Raw genomic sequence first — 18,295 nt, 5'->3', positions numbered from 1 at the left:
TACTAGGTTGTTTACTTTTTTAATTTATTAAAGTCTAAATAAGTCCAAAACACCCAAATTATATGCATCGAATGGAAAAACACCTGACGTCAAAACGTCAGGTGCTTCCCTATATCTCTTACATTTTAAATTGTTTAATGAGCTCTCTTAGCTCTTCTGCCATCTGAGATAACGTGGCAGAGGATGAGCTGATCTCTTCCATAGATGCCAGCTGTTCTTCTGCGGATGCTGCGATATCTTGGAAGCCTGCGGAACTTTCTCTTGAAAGCTCTTTGATTTGATTCACCGCATGTGAAATATCATTTGAGCCATGCGAGAGTTCTTTGGCGGTTCCGTTCATTTGTTTCATTTGTTCTGTCATTTCTGATGTTTTATCGGTGATTTTCTCAAAGCTGACTTTCGTTTCATCTGTAATGTTTAATCCAGCTTGTACTTCACCTGCTACTTGTTTAAACATTTTCTGTGACTTTTCAATTTCCTCCACAATCTCGTTCGTCAGGCTTTCAATTTCCTTTGAAGAGCTTCCTGATTGCTCTGCCAGCTTACGAACTTCTTCTGCAACAACAGAGAAACCTCTGCCTGCTTCTCCTGCCCGAGCGGCTTCTATCGCAGCATTTAAAGCAAGGAGATTGGTCTGGTCAGCAATGCCGTTAATGACACCCAGAATGTTAGTAATATCCTTTGATTTCTGCTCTAAGCCTTGAATAACAAGCTCTGCTTCTTTCACTGCCTGCTCGATGGTTTGCATTTGACCTGCTGTTTTTTGAACGAGTTCTCCACCAGCCTGAGCCGTTTTGCTCGAATCAATCGACGATTCCATCATATGTGAGGTCGTATCGACCATATGGGATAAGCTGCGATCCATTTCGTTCAACTGGACTGAGCTTTTTTCGATCATATCATTTTGGTGTTCAGTGCTGTTTGAGAACTGTTCAATAGATGATGTGATATGCTCAGTCGCTTGGGTGGTCTGTCCTGCACTTGCTGTTAACTCTTCAGAAGAGGAGGCCACATTTTCAATGGAATTCTGAACAGCTTGAATGACGTGTTTCAGCTTTGCTGACATCTCGTTAAAACTCTGCGCAAGCTTCCCGATTTCATCGTGTGTACGAACTTCAATATGCTGGGTCAGATCACCCTGACTGATTTTCTCAGCCGATTCAGAGAGCTCTATCAGTGGCTTTCGAATCGATTTAATAATAAAATAAATCGCGATTCCGCCTATGGCAATCGCAGCTGCCAGTATGATCATTGTTAAATCGAGAACTGGCTGTGCAGCTTCTTTGACTTCGCCCGTATACATTGTTCCAGCAAGCTTCCAGCCTGTTGCTTCATTTGTGTCAAAAAACATTTGCTTCGGCTTTCCATTGTATTCATATTTGAAGCTGCCTTGTTTTTTATCATACAATTTCGATATGAAATCACCTGTCAATTTCGCCCCAGGCTTGTCTGTTTTATGGGCAATATAATGCTGATCTGCAGTCGCGACAAACGCATAGCCTTCTTTGCCAATTTTGATGCTGTTTGTATCTTTCACGATCGTGTTCAAGCGCACATTGATCCCAATCACACCAGAACCATCTGCTAATTGTTCTGATATTGTGATGAGCAGGTCATCTGATGACTTGCCGACAAAAGGATCTGAAATGATGAGTTTCTCATCTCCCATCGATTGTTGAAACCACGATTCGTTTTTTGCGCTCGAGGCACTACCTTTGTGAATCTTGGAATATTCGGTTAGTTTACCATTTTGATCTGCAATGAATACTTCCACCACATCTTCATCTGTTTCCGATAATTGCTCTAATTTTACCTTGAGTAAATCCTTGTTTTTAGAAGCCAATTCACTCTTTTTTACCGATTTGGCTAAATAGGAAACGATATCAATTTTAGGCTGTACATCTTTATTAATGAGTTCGTTTAATTGCTGAACACCATTTGCAGCACTAGACATAATCTCATCATTGAGAGACTTTGATGCCACTTCATAAGAAAATGCTGCCAATACGAGAATTGGCACTAGGAGAATCGCTAAGAATGCAGTAATTAATTTCTTCGACATTGTAAAGTGCTTAAAAAAGTTGATTTTTTTCATGACTCTACTCCTTTTGAATTATGATTTGTGGTCTTTCCCTTCTATTCTTAGGTAATAAGAATTATTTTTCAAGACTTAATGTTCGAAAATTAATCAAAATGATTAAATTCACCTATTTCTTTTGGTTTACTCAATGAAAAAAGAGCCCTCTAGCTGTAGGACTCTTTTCATTATGTCTATTCGACTTTAAATTTGCTGATCAAATCACGCAATTCTTCTGCCATTGATGAGAGCGTAGCAGAGGATGAGCTGATTTCTTCCATTGATGCCAGCTGTTCTTCCGCTGAAGCCGCAATGTCTTGAATGTTTGCGGAGCTTTCACGTGAGACGTCTGCAATCTCACGGACAGCCTCTGACACATGGGCAGAGCCATTTGAAAGCTGGATAACCGTTTGATTCATCGTTTGAAGCTGGTCAGAAATTTCTTTTGTCATTTCGAAAATATTATGGAAGCTGACTCTTGTTTGTTCAGTGAAGCTTAAGCCTGATTGAACTTCTCGATTCACCGCAGTGAATACTTCCTGTGATACATCGATGTCTTGAACGATCTCTTTAATCAAATTCTCGATTTCTTTCGCCGAATTGGCTGATTGAACAGCCAGTTTTCTTACTTCTTCTGCTACAACGGAGAAGCCTCTGCCAGATTCCCCAGCTCTTGCTGCCTCGATTGCTGCATTTAGCGCAAGTAAATTCGTTTGGTCAGCGATTCCATTGATGACACCTAGAATTTGTGTAATGTCTTTTGATTTACTTTCAAGAGCGCTGATGACATTCTCTGCTTTTTTCACGGACTGATCAATCACATTCATTTGAGAAGCGGTTTTTTCCACAAGCTGTCCGCCTTCCCCTGCGATATCTGTTGATTTGATCGATGAAGCAGTAATGGATTCAGCCGACTCATTCATGTGCTGAAGGCCTCGGTTCATTTCTTCTAACTCGTCTGAGCTGGATTCGACTTTGTCATTTTGACTTTCATTTCCATTGGAGAATTGTTCAATGGATAGTGTAATATGCTCTGTTGCTTTACTTGTTTGCCCTGCGCTGGCGGTCAGTTCTTCTGATGAAGAAGCGACATTTTCGACCGAGGTTTGGACGGCACCAATGAGGGTTCTTAATGAGTCAATCATTGTATTAAAGCCTTTCCCAACTTGGCCAATTTCATCATCTGATTGGATCTCAAGCTTATCGCGCAAATCACCTTCGCTGACTTTTTTCGAGAAGCGGGCAAGGTTGGATAATCTTTTAGATATAGAGCGGACGATAAAGAAGATAAGGGTACCTGCTACGATAAGTGTCACACTGAACACAATAATGGCTGTATTGAAAACGGGCTTTGCTGCATCTTCTACTTCTGATACGAGCATCGTTCCACCGATTTTCCAGCCGGTTAATTCATTGGTCACATACGCAACCTTTTTATCTATTCCTTTGAGTGTGTAGCTGCCGTTTCCTTCTTTGTTTTTAAAAATAATATTCGCCAGATTCTCATTTACCTGACTTCCTGGCTTTTGGGTCGGATCTGCTAAAACTGTTTTATCCTTCTCCATGATAAAGGCATAGCCTTTTTGCCCAATTTTGATTTCTTTTAATTTTTGCAGTAGGGTGTCAATTTCTAAATCAATTCCAATAACACCTGAACCATCTTTCATTTTTTGAGTAATGGTGATGACCATTTTCCCTGTGGAGGCTGCTACGTATGGTTTTGTGATGACTTGTTTGCCGTTTTCTGCATTGAGTGCCTCTTGATACCATGGACGCTCTCTTGGATCGTAGCCATCAGGCATCTTTTGAACAGGATATTGCATAAACAATCCCTTTTCGGAGCCTGCATAGATAGCAGAAACATCTTTTTCATTAATTTTTCCAAATTGCTGCAATTCTTTAATGGTCGCATTTCTATTTTTTTCTTGAAGATTAGACGCTTTGAGTGTATCTGTAAACAGGGTCACAGCATCTGCTTTGTTTCCTATATTCTCATTGATTAAGGTATCAAATGCATTGACTTGACTCATCGCACTGCCCATAATCTGTTTGTCTAGCTCTGTCTTTGATGTAAAAAATGCACTAATTGTCAGTGCAGTGGTTGGCAGGATAAGGACTACCAAAAAGGCAATAATTAATTTTTTTGAAATGGATGGTTTTTTTAACCATTGGATCATTTTCCCCATTTTCTCTTTCCCCCTTTACTTCTCTAAAGTTATTATCGGATGAAAGGTTTATTTTTACAGGCTGAAAACGATGTTTAAACATAAAAAAATACCCAGACAATTCTGGGTATTTTCTCATCATTTTTTAATCAATTTTAAATTGACTTGTGAGCTCTTTTAGTTCCTCTGCCATGTTAGCAAGTGTCACAGAAGAAGATGAGATTTCTTCCATAGATGCCAGCTGCTCTTCAGCAGAAGCCGCAATGTCCTGAATGTTTGCCGCACTTTCTCTAGAGACTTGGCGCATCTCCTGCATAGCTTGTGAGACAAGCTTTGAACCGCTCGATAGATCAATCGCTGTATCGTTTAATTGAGTCAGTTTTTTCGACATTCCTTCTGCCGCCTCATAAATGTTCTGGAAGCTTTCTTTTGCTTCTTCTGTCATACCGAGTCCTGCATGTACTTCTCGATTGACCGTTTTGAACATATCTTGAGATTTAGCAATTTCTAACACAATTTCTTGAATGAGCTTTTCAATTTCTTTCGCTGAATCTGCGGATTGGACAGCTAGTTTTCTCACTTCTTCTGCAACGACGGAGAAGCCGCGTCCTGATTCACCTGCTCTTGCTGCTTCGATGGCTGCATTTAGCGCAAGTAAATTCGTTTGATCTGCAATGCCGTTAATAACATTTAAAATGCTCGTAATATCTTTAGACTTGTATTCTAATTGTTTCATGACTTGTTCTGCTTCTTGTACAGATGTATCAATATGTTTCATTTGGCTCGCTGTGCTTTCAACAATTCGGCCGCCTTGACCAGCAGCCTCTGTCGATTGAAGTGAGACAGCAGCCACTTCTGATGACGTATGTGACATGTCTTGTAACCCTTCATTCATTGCCACAAGCTGATTCGTACTAGATTCGACTTTCTCGTTTTGTGCTTCATTTCCATTTGAAAATTGTTCAATCGACATCGTGATATGTTCAGTTGCTTGACTTGTTTGGCTGGCACTTGCCGTCAGCTCCTCGGAAGCGGAAGCCACATTGTCGACAGATTGCTGTACCGCTCGAATGACGTCACGGAGGGATTCACTCATTTTGCTAAAGCTTCTTGTCAGCTCTCCTATTTCATCCTTCGATTTGGTTTCAAGGGTTTCGGTTAAATCCCCTTCACTCACTTTGTTTGAGAAATCAACAAGCTTTCGAAGTCCAATTGTGATGGATCGAACGATAAAGAAGATCGCAACGCCGCCAAGGATAAATGAAGAAATTAAAAGAATAATGGCAGAATTCCAAACTGGCTGTGCTGCTTCTTCTGTTTCTGATACAAACATCGTTCCAGCAATTTTCCAACCTGTTAAATCATTTGTCACAAAAACAAGACGCTTTTGTTCTCCTTTATTCTCATAAGTTGACGTTCCTTCTTTTCCGCTGTAAAGGATAGATGAAATATTTTCAGTGACCTTAGATCCTGACTTTTCTTCTGGATGAGCCACAATTTGTTTATTTTTATTCGCAATAATTGGATATCCTTGTCGTCCAATTTTAATCTCTTTTATTTTATTGACAATGTCTTGCACATCAATGTCAATTCCGATCGCTCCCGACCCGTCCTTCAGACGCTGGGCAATCGTGACAACCATGCCGTTTGTTGTGGCAGAGATGTATGGATTAGTAACAACTGGCTTACCACTGTCATCCTGCATAGCTAGTTGATACCAATCACGCGTTGTTGGATCATAGCCTTTTGGCATGTCTACTTTAGGAAACTGAATGAAATCACGCTTTTTACTTGCTGCATAAAAGCCAACCACATCATCTTCATTGATTTTACTGTATATCTCGAAATGCTCATACAGTTCGTCCTGGTTGTTCTTCTTAAAGTCTGCAGCAGTAGATGTTTCAGTAAAGAGTTTTACTGCGTTTTCCTTATTGATAAGCTTTTGCTGAATCATGTCATTCAGTTCATTGACTCTTGTGTTTGCTCCGTACATGATTTCATGATCTAATTCTTCTTTGGCAATCTGATATGAAATCGTACTGAGTGTAATAATTGGCAAGACAAGAACGAGCGTGAATGAAATAATCAGTCTCTTAGAAATCGATGGTTTTTTCAACCATTTTATTGCATTTTTCATGTTTTTCCTCCTTTTAAACGATATGTTATATATCGGACATCTTCATATTATTTTCATGTTTTTCAATTAAAAAGGATGCCTTTTTGTTTATTTTCACAAATTGATTCCTTGCCCAAGCATCCTGCATACGCTAATACAAAAGGGGGCGCTTTTCATATGATTATTCTTTCAGGACAGCCAGTGACAAATGAGCAGCTGGCTTCATTTCAGCTAGAGGGACAAAAGCGGATCATTTTGATGCAGTTACAAGCCTCAAATGATACGTTCCGCTACAGGCAAGCATCTGATTTGTTATTTGAGGTCACATTGAGATCGAACATTATGAATGCTGCAAGAGATTTGCATAAAAGTGGTGCCTCATTTGCCATCTTCCAAAAATCTCGTGCAAATGATGCCTTTTGGCGTGTATCGGAAGCAGGAGCACTAGAGCTGCGCTATCAAGTGGAACCATCTAGAGGAATTAAAGACATTTTTGAAAATGGCTCACAATATGCATTTGAATGTGCCACAGCCATTGTGATCGTATTTTATATGGGGGTCTTGCAAACGGTAGGAGACGAGAAGTTTAACCGAAGGCTTCGCAGCTTAACCCTGTATGACTGGCATTATGATACATTGTCGATTTATACAGAACGCGGGAATGACTTTATCTATGGGGATTGCTTATATTTTGAAAATCCAGAGTTTAGCTATCAGCAGTCACAGTGGCGCGGGGAAAATGTGATTTACTTAGGAGAAGATCAATATTACGGACATGGACTTGGGATTTTAACAGCGGCAGAAATTATCGACAAATTGAATAAGAGAAGGCGGCCAGGTGCTGTTCAATCTGCTTATCTATTGCCGCAGACCACCCGGATGGATGTGATTTATCTCAGGCAAATGTTTGGCAGCTAAAAAAAGCCTCTTGTCTATTGGTTATGACAAGGGGCTTTTGTATGCCTTGCGTTTACGATAATCTTGCAGCGTGCCAAGCATCGTGTTCGCAAGGATCTCCATTTTTTCTAAGTCTTTTCTTGTGACCGGCGGATCGTGCCGGCTCCATTTTACGTAACGAACAAAATAGTAATGACGAATGGGCGTAAGGACGGCAGAAGAGTACGGAAATTCATCAAACCAAAATTCAATTTGTCCTTTTTTTCGGTATGAATGCTTTAAGATGTCCATCCTTTCACACCACCCAACATGAATTTATATATGCGTCAGTTCATGCATGATCTCCTCAACGGTTAAAATCGAGTGAATACGGCTAACGCCCTGTCCTGCCCAAAGAGCCATTTGATCAGGGCTTCCTGCAGCCGCGGCTGCTTTTCGCATCGGTGTCGTCCATACATGCTGAACCGGATAAGGAAGAACCCTATCTTCATTCTGTCTTTCTTCCTCCATCCACTGATTCACAATTCCTCTTGCTCTTTTCCCAGAAAAAAGCCTCGTGATCTTTGTTTCACTGCTTTCTGCCTGTAAAATCGCCTTTTTGTATACGTCTGCCGCAGCACTTTCCTGGCTGGCTAAAAATCGTGTGCCGATTTGAACCGCATCCGCTCCAAGCGCTAGAGCGGCTTTCACACCTGCTCGTTCTGTGATCCCGCCTGCGGCGATCAATGGCACATGACAGAGCGGCTTGACGTCAGAGATCAGACTAAAGAGTCCCACCAGGGCATCTCCTTTTGCAGGTAAAAAGGTACCTCGGTGCCCCCCTGCTTCACTTCCTTGCAGAACAATGGCATCCATCCCTTTTTCCTCTAAAAGCAGTGCTTCCTCTTTTGTTGTGGCGGTTCCAATTAAAAAGATCCCCTTTTGTTTTAAGCGATGAATCGTTTGTTCATTTGGACAAGCGAAGGTAAAGGAAACGACCGGTACGTCTTCTTCCTGAATAATGTTGATTTTCTGTTCAAAATCATCCCACAATTCCTCTTGGCTCGGCAGCCTATCAGCGGCTGGTCGTGCAGGCAGTCTCTTCTCCCAAAATGCCACATCCTCTTTTTTGACTTCTGGAATTGGCTCTGGTACAAATACATTGACCTGAAACAGGCGAGTTGTCAGCTGTTTGACCTGTCTGATCTGCTGCCTCAAATTGTCAGGCTGCACATATCCACTTGCCAAACTGCCAAGTCCCCCGTACTGTGAAACAGCGGCTGCCAGCTGCGATGTCACGGCGCCTCCTGCCATTGGCGCTTGAATAATTCCATATTTGATTTGCAGTAATTTCGTGATATCTCCCATTTATTTCCCCCATCTCTTATTCGTTTGAAGACACCTGTATATAAAAATGGCGATGTCTCGGCCCGTCAAACTCACAGAAATAGATTCCCTGCCACGTGCCAAGTACAAGATCACCATGATTGATGAGAACATGCTGCGTAGCACCCATATAGCTCGCTTTCATATGTGCGGCTGTATTTCCTTCCATATGGCGGTCCTTCGGATGTTCCCACGGAAAGACTTCGTCAAGCCTCCGGAGCATATCTCGTTTCACATCTGGGTCCGCATTTTCATTAATGGTCATCCCTGCTGTCGTATGAGGACAGTAGACGATGACGGTTCCGTTTTGAATACCTGTTTCCTTGACATATTGATGGATCTCGTTCGTCACGTCGATCATCTCATCGCGTCTATTTGTTTGTACATTGATTTTTTTCATATGAGCGGCTCCTTTTTGTCATTTCTATAAAACCATACCCTTTTTATGTGAAATAAATCACTGCTTATCGGCAGAAGGCATTCTCTTACCTAAAGTTTACCAACTAAAAAAACCTCGTCAAGTGTTACGAGGTTTTTAGAAAAAGTGAACCTTTTTGATTTCAATGGTCCGAATATGATGGTCTTCTGCATCTATGATGGTAAATTCACAGCCTTCTGCTTCAATCGTATCTCCAATCTCAAAATCAAATTTATGTGTCATCATCCAGCCAGCAATTGTATCAACATCATCATTCTCAATGGCTAAATCCAATAAATCATTTACTTCATCAATCAAGGCTTTCCCATCCATTACATAGTGGAAGTCACCTTTTTTGACGATATGAGGTGTTTCATCTTGATCATATTCATCCCGAATTTCGCCCACGATTTCTTCTAAAATGTCCTCTACTGTGACAAGACCGGCTGTTCCTCCATATTCGTCTACGAGCACTGACATATGAATTCGTTCCTTTTGCATCAAAATGAGCAATTCTTGAACAGGAGTACTTTCAATCACCCGAATCACCGGACGCATTAAGTCTTCAATCGTCACATCTTGATTCAGGAAGCTCGCCTTAAACACATCTTTGCTATTGATGACACCAATCACATGATCTTTGTCTTCTTTAATAACAGGGTAGCGTGTGTATCTTTCGTTCAGCATATAATGCGTCATGTCTTCAAGCGTCTGTTCAACCTCTATGGCTGAAATTTCTGTACGAGGGATCATGATCTCTCTCGCCACCCGGTTATCAAATTCAAAAATTTTATTCACATATTTGTACTCAGATTGGTTAATTTCGCCCTTCTCATAGCTTTCAGATAAAATGAGACGCAATTCTTCCTCACTGATCGCCACTTCATGTTCTTTGACAGAATGAAAACCGAATAATTTCACAATGCCTCGTGCCGCCCCATTTAATGCTTTAATAAACGGGTACATGACTTTATAGAAAAAGATGAGTGGCTTTGCTGTCACAAGGCTGACGGCCTCTGCCTTTTGAATGGCAATCGTTTTAGGCGCCAGTTCTCCCACAACGACATGTAAAAACGTAATGATCACAAATGCGATGATAAACGATAGGATGTCGGTTAATGCGGAATGAAGCCCTAATTCCTCAAACAGCGGATGCAGAAAATGTTCCACCGTCGGCTCGCCCAGCCACCCTAAGCCTAAAGCGGTGATGGTAATTCCGAGTTGACAGGCGGATAAATATTCGTCGAGATTTGATATGAGCTTTTGTACGTGGATGGCTCTCTTATCACCGCTTTCAATCAGCTGATTGATTTTAGAGCCTCTAATTTTCACAATCGCAAATTCAGTGACAACAAAAAATGCTGTCGCAGCAATAAGTAATATGACTAAAAATACGTTTAAAATATACAAAAAAACCCTTACCTAACAATGGTAAGGGCTCACCTCCTCTGGCATCAATTAATCATTACGGCCATTTAGGAAGATCATTACAAAACGGAGCAATTCAAACAAGGAAACAAGGGCCGCTGCGACGTACGTAAGAGCTGCAGCATTTAACACCTTGTTCACGCCTCTTTCTTCACTGCTTCTAATGATTCCTTCTGAAACAATGATATCTTTTGCACGAGAACTTGCATTAAACTCGACAGGCAATGTCACAAGCTGAAAAAACACAGCCGCTGAGAACAAAATGATCCCAAGCCCGATTAAGTTAAGGCTGCCGAGCAAGATTCCTCCAAGGAAAAGAAGCGGGGCAACACCAGATGCAAAGTTCACGACAGGGAAGATCTTATGTCTCAAGACAAGCGCACCATAGGATTCCTGATGCTGCAAGGCATGTCCAACCTCGTGTGATGCGACTGAAATGGCCGATATGGAATGACCGTAGTACACAGGTTCAGATAAGCGAACCACACGCTGCGTCGGGTCGTAATGATCAGTCAAAGTTCCTCTTACCGGTTCAACAGGCACGTCATATAACCCGTTGTGATCTAAAATATGTCGAGCGGTTTCCGCACCTGTTTTCATACTGGATGCTTCAACCTTTGAATACTTTTCAAAATTATTCTTTACTTTAAATTGTGCCCAAAATGACAATCCCAATGCGGCAAATGTTAAAAAATAAAAAAACAGCATGCTCATCAGCTTCCTTTTTATTTTATATATTTATTTACAATTTTAATGACTTTTATGTAACGTGTACAGAAAAAAGCACTAGGTCTTTTTAAGGGGAATAACCGCACCAATGAAAAAGAAGAACACACCTAAGCATGCTGTATAAAAGGTCACTGTTCCGTATAGGTCTTGAAAAAAGTGCAGCCATGAAAAATCACTCATAAAATGATTCACAGCATTTAAGTCAAACACGAGCAAGATCACAGCTGATGATAAAAAGTGCGCACCGATAAAAAGAAGTACGGTCTTTTGAACGAACGACATTCGCATTCCCTCCTTCTTCTCTCTTATTTTAAGATATGGGATCTGTTTCAATACATGACGAAGATGAAAAAATGTTCCTCAATCGGGCATACTGACATTAGCAGTCTCCTGAAAGGAAGAGTCCGATGAAATCAAATCGTATCTTTATCGCTTGGCTAAGGTGGCCACTCTATCTTCGAATTGCCATCATCATCTGTTTCTTGCTTCTTTTTTTTGGACAATTAATCGTTTTGCTTGAACCGAAGCAGTATCATACGATCTTTGATGGGATCTGGTGGGCGCTCATTACAGTCTCTACGGTAGGCTATGGTGATTTTGTGCCGCAAACCATGCCTGGACAAGTAGCGGGTATGGCTCTGATTTTGATCGGCGCAAGCTTTGTCACAGCTTATTTCGCCACGCTTGCCGCCGCTGTGTTCAGCAAGCAGCACCATTATGTAGAAGGAAAGGTCGCCTTTAAAGGGAAAGGACATCTCATTATCGTCGGCTGGAATGAGAAAACGAACAAACTGCTTCAGTCGTTTCAAACGATTGATCCAGCTATGCCGATTGTGCTGATTGATGACTCCTTGAAGGAAGGGCCACTTTTAGAGAATGTTCATTTTATTAAAGGGCATGGCACCGAAGATGTCACACTTCGCAAAGCCAATATTACCAGTGCAGATGCACTGATGATTACCGCAGATCAGCACGAAAATGAAGTGACAGCTGATATGCAGAGTGTTTTAACATTACTTGCAGCAAAAGGATTAAATCCTTCGCTATACTGTTTAATTGAAATCTTAACAGATCGTTACGTGAAAAATGCCGAGCGTGCTGGTGCCAATCAAGTCATTCATACCTCTGATGCAGTCAATCATTTAATGGTCGAACATTTTCTTCTAAAGGAACAGTTCAAAGCGTTAAAGAAAAAAAGACATATGACCTTGCATAAACACGTCACCATCATACCGGTTCCAGCTTCGTTAGCCGGAGAAACATTCTTAACAGTGCTCCATCACTTTTTAGAGCATCATGTGATCATTGTCGGTGTACAAAAAAAAGAAGGACCCATGATGAATCCTCCCTTTGGATATGAGCTTCATCCAGAGGATGAACTGATCAGCCTTTAAAGCAGTGCGTCTTCTAATTCCTTGACGAGTGAAAAGCCAATCTCAGTATAAGCTTTTGATACATCTCCATCTTTCTCTTTTGGTTCTTGGAATTGGTTAAAGGATGCTCCCACATTTCCAACCATCGCATGATCATCTAACTTATCTTGATATACATGCTTTAAGAGAAATGGATCTCCCAGTTTCACCACAACGCCTGGCTGATCCAGCTGGCCTTTTTCGGCTGTAAAAGGAACTCTGAGAAAAGTATAGCCATCACGGTTATCAATTTTATAATCAAAGTACCCGTGATCATAATCCCAGTTGCCATTAATGACATAACCGAGCGGCTTCATGGTCTCTTCTAAATGGTAAAGTGAAAAGCTTTCACCAGGCAGCCTGGATGGTACATGAATCATACGAAACCCTCCTTTTTGTATAATAGGGTTCGTTAAAGAGAGGAATTCATACATCTACCTCTCGTGATTTGTACATTGTTTGTAAAAGCAGCATCAAATAAGCTTTGATTGGATAATTGATTCGTCTCGATCACACTGCCAGCACCTTCAGTATCCTTGACAGCACTCATAGGACAAATACGTCCGACATTGCCAAAGTTGACGATTGCCTGGTCAGAAATATCGTGAATATAAATATGATTCGTTCTCATGTTTCACCCTCCTCTACTCATTATTCTATGTACAGAGCATGAGGAAGCTTGCACAGAAACCGTGAGAAAACAAAAAAGGCACACCTTTCAAAGGTGTGCCTTTTTTACTCTTACGATTGTTTCAAGCGGCTTTCAAGCTCGGCTTTTTTCTCTTCGAAGCCTGGTTTTCCTAATAAAGCAAACATATTCACTTTATAAGCTTCTACTCCAGGCTGGTCGAATGGATTGACGCCTAGTAGATATCCAGACATCGCACATGCTTTCTCAAAGAAGTAAACGAGGTATCCGAATGTATAAGCATCCATCTCAGGAATTGTGACGATAAGATTCGGTACTTTTCCATCTGTATGAGCAAGCATCGTTCCTTCAAATGCTTTTTTATTAACGAAATCAACCGTTTTTCCTGCTAGATAGTTCAAGCCATCAAGGTCTTGTTCTTCTGCTTCAATGACAAGCTCATGGCGAGGTTTGTCTATATTGACGATTGTTTCAAACAAGTCTCTTCTTCCTTCTTGAACATATTGACCAAGTGAATGAAGATCTGTTGAGAAGTTCGCAGATGAAGGATAAATTCCTTTTTCATCTTTTCCTTCACTTTCACCGAATAATTGCTTCCACCATTCTGCAAAGTATTGCAGGCCTGGCTCATAGTTAATCAGCATTTCAATCGTTCTGCCTTTATTGTAAAGGACATTACGGACGACAGCATATTGGTATGCCGCATTCTCAGAAAGCTCAGATGAAGCGAAGTCTTCGCTTGCTTTTGCCGCGCCTTCCATCATCTGATCAATGTCTGCACCGCTCACAGCGATTGGCAATAGACCAACTGCTGTTAATACAGAATAGCGTCCACCTACATCATCAGGGATGATAAATGATTCGTAGCCTTCTTCCGTTGCTAATGTTTTCAGTGCACCGCGTGCCTTGTCAGTTGTCGCATAAATACGTTTTTTCGCTTCTTCAGCACCGTATTTTTCAATGAGGAGCTTTTTAAAGATGCGGAACGCAATCGCTGGCTCTGTTGTTGTTCCAGATTTTGAAATGACGTTAATAGAGAAATCTGCATCTTCCAATAGATCCATCACATCTGTTAAATAAGAAGAACTGATGTTGTTTCCAATAAAGATGATTTGCGGCGTCTTGCGTTTGCCTTTTGGCAGCGTGTTATAGAAAGAGTGGTTCAAAAATTCAATCGCCGCACGTGCGCCGAGATAAGAGCCGCCGATTCCGACAACAAGCAAGACATCAGAGTCAGACTTAATTTTATCTGCACTTTTTTTAATGCGGGCAAATTCTTCGCGATCATATTGCTTCGGTAAGTCAACCCAGCCTAAATAATCACTGCCTGCACCCGTTTGTTCATGAATATTATGATGGGCCACCTTCACAAAATCTTTTAAATATGTAAGCTCATGTTCTTGAAAGAAAGGTAACGCTTTCGAGTAGTCAAATTGAATATGTGTCATCGCTTGTAAGCCCTCCATTACGTTAGTTCTGTCCCTTTCACTTTAGCGGAACTAGCTATTGAAATCAAGTGATCGTCACTGGCATAGCAAAAAGCCGTTTCTCTCTATGAGAAACGGCAAGCAGGATTATAAAGAAGCTTTCAAAATAGAAAGAATGTCATCACGACCAAGTTTCATAAAGTTACCAAAACCACCGTATTCCATTTCTTTCGCCGCAATGTCGGCAATTTTGTCCAGCTGATCTTCACCAATGTCGTAATCCGCTAAACGACTTGGTGCACCGAGGCTTGTCCAGAAGGCTGACAGCTTGTCGATTCCTTCTAATGCGATATCACGATCTGATTTTCCTTCTGTCTCGATGTCAAACATGTTCAGCATGAGGTTTTTAAAGCGTTCCACATTGTGATCGAGTGTATGACGCATCCAATTTGGGAAGAGGATGGCAAGTCCGCCTGCATGCGGAATGTCATAGACAGCCGATACCGCATGCTCAATTGTATGGGACGCCCAGTCTCCAAAGTAGCCCATTTGCAGCGTGCCATTTAAAGCGATCGTTCCTGCATAAAGGATCGTTTCACGGTGCTCATAGTTTTGTAAGTCTTCAAGCAGTTTTGGTGCTGTCTCGATGACTGTTTGAAGAACAGCAAAACACATTCGATCCTGTAGCGGCGTGTTTTTTACATTATGGAAGTATTGCTCGAAGACGTGGCTCATCATATCGACCATGCCGTACACCGTCTGGTTTTCTGGCACAGAATATGTATGCTCAGGGTCTAGAATGGAAAAAGCAGGATGAGTGACTGAACTGCCCCACACATATTTTTCATTCGTTTCCCAGTTTGTGATGACAGAGTCTGGATTCATTTCTGAACCAGTTGCCGCAAGTGTCAGCACTGTGCCAAATGGCAATGCTTTTTGAGCGGTTGTTTTCTTTGAGATAATGTCCCACACATCTCCGTCATACTCTGCTCCGGCTGCAATCGCTTTTGTACAGTCAATCACACTGCCGCCGCCAACAGCTAATAAGAAATCAATTTTTTCATTTTGGCAGATGTCGATTCCCTTTTCCACTGTGGTAAGGCGCGGGTTTGGTTCAACACCTGACAGCTCAAATACTTCAGCTTCTGCTTCATTTAACGCGCTGATCACATTGTCATAAAGACCATTTTTCTTAATGCTGCCTCCGCCATATACAAGTAACACTCGTTTTCCATAACGAGCGAGTTCGCTTTTTAGTCCTTCTAGTTGTCCTTTTCCAAACATTAATTTCGTTGGATTATAGTAAATAAAATTTTCCATCTGTTGATACATCTCCTTACAGCGTATATATCCAAAAACATGAAAGACTACTTTAACATATGTACACGTCGAACTCAAAAAAAGATAACTGCTCGAAAGCAGCTATCTTTTGGTTGGTCGATTATAAAGAAGCATTCAAAATGGCTAGAACATCTTCTTTGTTTAGCTTTTTAAATTGACCAAATTCACCGCGTGCCATTGCACGGTCTGCAATTAAATCAATTTTCTCATCGTTGATATCATAGTCCGCTAAACGGCTTGGTGCACCAAGACTTGTCCAGAAAGCTGACAATTTGTCGATTCCTTCTAAGCCCACTTCTTCGTCTGTTTTGCCCGCAGGGTCCACATCGAATACACGTACCGCTAATTGTTTAAAGCGGCCTGGGTTTTCCTGAATGACATGCTTCATCCAGTTCGGGAACAAGATCGCAAGTCCGCCGGCATGAGGGATATCATAAACAGCAGATACCGCATGCTCAATGTTATGAGAAGCCCAATCACCGCGTGCCCCCATTGACAGCATTCCATTAAGGGCAATGGTGCCAGTGAATAAGATGGTTTCACGCAGCTCATAGTTCTCTAGATCGTTGATCAGCTTCGGTGCTGTTTCAATGACCGTACGAAGAAGCCCTTCACACATACGGTCTTGATAAGGTGTATTTTCCGTGTGATGGAAATATTGCTCGAACACATGTGACATCATGTCAACCATGCCATAAATCGTATGGTTTTTTGGCACAGTGAATGTGTTCACTGGATCAAGAATAGAGAATTTAGGGAAGACTGCTGGACTTCCCCAGCCATATTTCTCATTTGTTTCCCAGTTTGTGATCACTGATCCAGAGTTCATTTCAGAACCTGTTGCAGCAAGTGTTAACACAGTACCGAACGGAATAGCTTCCATTGGGACATGCTTACGCGTCACGATATCCCAAGCATCTCCATCGTACTTCGCTCCAGCTGCGATCGCTTTCGTTGCATCAATGACACTGCCGCCGCCGACTGCCAAAATAAAATCAACGTTGTTCTCTTTGCAAAGCTCAACCCCTTTTCTTACTGTTGTTAAGCGCGGGTTTGGCTCAACACCAGCAAGTTCAGTGATTGCAGCTCCTGATTCTTTTAGGATGCTGACAACTTGGTCATAAAGGCCGTTTCGTTTAATACTGCCTCCACCATATACAAGTAATACGTTTTTTCCGTAGTGTTTGAGTTCATCTGAAAGGGCTGATACTTCTCCCTTTCCAAACATTAATTTCGTTGGGTTCCAATAAGTAAATCGATCCATTTGATCTCCTCCTCGCGCTACATTATGCGCCTCAATCATTCCAAAAGTAAAGTAATTTGCTTTAATCCATTTTCTTACGCATAGTTTGGCTAAAAATCTGCAAAATATAAATGTATTGATGCTGTAGCGAAAGGAGGAATCACGATGAGTGCTATTCAGCGTATTGCCCTCGTGCTCACGATTATCGGTGCTATTAACTGGGGACTAATCGGCTTTTTTCAATTTGACTTAGTAGCAGCGATCTTTGGCGGACAAGGCTCTGCATTATCACGTATTATTTATGGTCTTGTTGGAATTGCAGGTCTTGTTAACCTTGGTCTATTGTTCAAGCCAAGCGAAGAAGCTGTTCGCCGTGACGAGCCGAATCCAGAGGTTCGCTAAACAAAAAGACATAAAAAAGGCCGCCTATACGAGGCAGCCTAAGGCACCGTTTGAAGCGGTGCTTTTTTTATTTCTTGATAAGATCTTTACGGTTAGATTGCTCAATCCACTCTTCAAGTTTATCTTTAAGTGTATTGAAACCTTGTGGTGCAGCAGCTTCTTCTTTCACTTGCTGTGGTCTTTGTTTCTTTGGTTTGCTTTCTTTTCTTTCAGGTGCATCTTGTGTAGCACGGATAGAAAGGCTGATTTTACCTGCTTTTTCATCAACAGAAAGAACTTTTACTTGTACTTCGTCACCAATTGAAAGGTGCTCGTTGATGTCTTTTACAAAGCCATGTGTTACTTCAGAAATATGCACAAGTCCTTGAGTTTCTTCATCTAATGCAACAAACGCACCATACGCTTGTAATCCTGTTACTTTACCAGTGTAAACACTGCCTACTTCAAACTTTGTCGCCATGATAACAACTCCTAAATAAATGTTTTAATATTCGTTTATACGCAATTAAAAACTATATCATAGAACGGTCAGTTACGCAAAATATTTTTTAATTGGGTTTAGATCAGTTCAAAAGGGGGAATACCTGAAAACAAGAATGCTTTCTAGTATTCCCCCCTAATTTGAG

Annotated in this window: 18 protein-coding genes and 2 pseudogenes; 3 read left to right on the top strand and 17 right to left on the bottom strand. The window is 41.4% G+C overall.

What is annotated here, in order from left to right; translation table 11 throughout:
* Window positions 1-118 precede the first annotated feature (118 nt).
* From C6Y07_RS19395 to C6Y07_RS19290, 5 genes and pseudogenes are all read right to left on the bottom strand, one after another.
* Complete coding sequence (locus C6Y07_RS19395) at window positions 119-2,095, bottom strand: methyl-accepting chemotaxis protein (protein WP_106039135.1); 1,977 nt, start codon at window positions 2,093-2,095, stop codon at window positions 119-121.
* Between the two features lie 176 nt (window positions 2,096-2,271).
* Entirely contained in the window at window positions 2,272-3,222 is a 951-nt protein-coding gene (locus tag C6Y07_RS19305) for a methyl-accepting chemotaxis protein (protein ID WP_374955724.1), read from the bottom strand.
* Window positions 3,217-4,107 (bottom strand): annotated as a pseudogene (locus C6Y07_RS19300) (cache domain-containing protein); the annotation flags it as partial. The pseudogene C6Y07_RS19300 and the gene C6Y07_RS19305, both read right to left, overlap by 6 nt.
* 280 nt (window positions 4,108-4,387) lie before the next feature.
* Window positions 4,388-5,215, bottom strand: a complete 828-nt coding sequence (locus C6Y07_RS19295; RefSeq protein WP_407060619.1) for a methyl-accepting chemotaxis protein — start codon at window positions 5,213-5,215, stop codon at window positions 4,388-4,390.
* A gap of 114 nt (window positions 5,216-5,329) precedes the next feature.
* A pseudogene (locus tag C6Y07_RS19290) lies at window positions 5,330-6,196 on the bottom strand (cache domain-containing protein); the annotation flags it as partial.
* 339 nt (window positions 6,197-6,535) lie between these two features.
* Here C6Y07_RS19290 and C6Y07_RS11900 point away from each other — a divergent pair.
* Entirely contained in the window at window positions 6,536-7,276 is a 741-nt protein-coding gene (locus C6Y07_RS11900; RefSeq protein WP_060597195.1) for a protein-glutamine gamma-glutamyltransferase, read from the top strand.
* Window positions 7,277-7,297: 21 nt separating this feature from the next.
* Here the strand turns inward: C6Y07_RS11900 and C6Y07_RS11895 are convergent, their stop codons facing one another.
* The 6 genes from C6Y07_RS11895 to C6Y07_RS11870 form a co-directional block, all read right to left on the bottom strand.
* On the bottom strand, window positions 7,298-7,546 hold the full coding sequence (locus C6Y07_RS11895) for a hypothetical protein (RefSeq protein WP_060597196.1): 249 nt from the start codon (window positions 7,544-7,546) through the stop codon (window positions 7,298-7,300).
* Window positions 7,547-7,570: 24 nt separating this feature from the next.
* Complete coding sequence (locus C6Y07_RS11890; protein ID WP_106156725.1) at window positions 7,571-8,602, bottom strand: nitronate monooxygenase; 1,032 nt, start codon at window positions 8,600-8,602, stop codon at window positions 7,571-7,573.
* Between the two features lie 16 nt (window positions 8,603-8,618).
* Window positions 8,619-9,020, bottom strand: coding sequence for a secondary thiamine-phosphate synthase enzyme YjbQ (locus tag C6Y07_RS11885; RefSeq protein ID WP_060597198.1), 402 nt, complete (start codon window positions 9,018-9,020; stop codon window positions 8,619-8,621).
* Window positions 9,021-9,155: 135 nt separating this feature from the next.
* Complete coding sequence (locus C6Y07_RS11880; protein ID WP_034659775.1) at window positions 9,156-10,448, bottom strand: hemolysin family protein; 1,293 nt, start codon at window positions 10,446-10,448, stop codon at window positions 9,156-9,158.
* Between the two features lie 48 nt (window positions 10,449-10,496).
* A complete protein-coding gene (locus C6Y07_RS11875) occupies window positions 10,497-11,171 on the bottom strand; it encodes a zinc metallopeptidase (RefSeq protein ID WP_060597215.1) in 675 nt (224 codons plus the stop codon).
* A gap of 81 nt (window positions 11,172-11,252) precedes the next feature.
* Window positions 11,253-11,477, bottom strand: a complete 225-nt coding sequence (locus C6Y07_RS11870; RefSeq protein WP_060597199.1) for a YuzI family membrane protein — start codon at window positions 11,475-11,477, stop codon at window positions 11,253-11,255.
* A gap of 125 nt (window positions 11,478-11,602) precedes the next feature.
* On the opposite strand from C6Y07_RS11870, the gene C6Y07_RS11865 reads away from it, so the two are divergent.
* A complete protein-coding gene (locus C6Y07_RS11865) occupies window positions 11,603-12,589 on the top strand; it encodes a potassium channel family protein (RefSeq protein WP_060597200.1) in 987 nt (328 codons plus the stop codon).
* Here the strand turns inward: C6Y07_RS11865 and C6Y07_RS11860 are convergent.
* The 5 genes from C6Y07_RS11860 to C6Y07_RS11840 form a co-directional block, all read right to left on the bottom strand.
* Window positions 12,586-12,987: a YugN-like family protein gene (locus tag C6Y07_RS11860; RefSeq protein WP_012011078.1), complete on the bottom strand. Its 402-nt coding sequence runs from the start codon at window positions 12,985-12,987 to the stop codon at window positions 12,586-12,588. The two genes, C6Y07_RS11865 and C6Y07_RS11860, sit on opposite strands and share 4 nt — an antisense overlap.
* 32 nt (window positions 12,988-13,019) lie before the next feature.
* Window positions 13,020-13,238 (bottom strand): spore germination protein, encoded by a 219-nt coding sequence (locus tag C6Y07_RS11855; protein ID WP_106048254.1) that lies wholly within the window; start codon window positions 13,236-13,238, stop codon window positions 13,020-13,022.
* A gap of 110 nt (window positions 13,239-13,348) precedes the next feature.
* Window positions 13,349-14,704 carry a glucose-6-phosphate isomerase gene (locus C6Y07_RS11850; RefSeq protein WP_106156723.1) on the bottom strand — a complete coding sequence of 452 codons (1,356 nt, stop codon included), beginning with the start codon at window positions 14,702-14,704 and terminating at the stop codon, window positions 13,349-13,351.
* 126 nt (window positions 14,705-14,830) lie between these two features.
* On the bottom strand, window positions 14,831-16,003 hold the full coding sequence (locus tag C6Y07_RS11845) for an iron-containing alcohol dehydrogenase (RefSeq protein WP_034659782.1): 1,173 nt from the start codon (window positions 16,001-16,003) through the stop codon (window positions 14,831-14,833).
* A gap of 121 nt (window positions 16,004-16,124) precedes the next feature.
* Window positions 16,125-17,288 (bottom strand): iron-containing alcohol dehydrogenase, encoded by a 1,164-nt coding sequence (locus C6Y07_RS11840; RefSeq protein ID WP_034659783.1) that lies wholly within the window; start codon window positions 17,286-17,288, stop codon window positions 16,125-16,127.
* A gap of 144 nt (window positions 17,289-17,432) precedes the next feature.
* Between C6Y07_RS11840 and C6Y07_RS11835 the strand changes: the two genes are divergently transcribed.
* Window positions 17,433-17,669, top strand: a complete 237-nt coding sequence (locus C6Y07_RS11835; RefSeq protein ID WP_003212952.1) for a DUF378 domain-containing protein — start codon at window positions 17,433-17,435, stop codon at window positions 17,667-17,669.
* Between the two features lie 67 nt (window positions 17,670-17,736).
* Here C6Y07_RS11835 and yugI read toward each other — a convergent pair whose 3' ends face one another.
* Complete coding sequence (gene yugI, locus C6Y07_RS11830) at window positions 17,737-18,129, bottom strand: S1 domain-containing post-transcriptional regulator GSP13 (protein WP_034659784.1); 393 nt, start codon at window positions 18,127-18,129, stop codon at window positions 17,737-17,739.
* Window positions 18,130-18,295 lie beyond the last annotated feature (166 nt).

It is taken from the genome of Bacillus sp. LNXM12-1 (genome assembly GCF_003004375.1).
Taxonomy (GTDB): domain Bacteria; phylum Bacillota; class Bacilli; order Bacillales; family Bacillaceae; genus Bacillus.
Note: the sequence above shows the minus strand (reverse complement) of the source record. Positions and strands in the feature narration are given on the sequence as shown.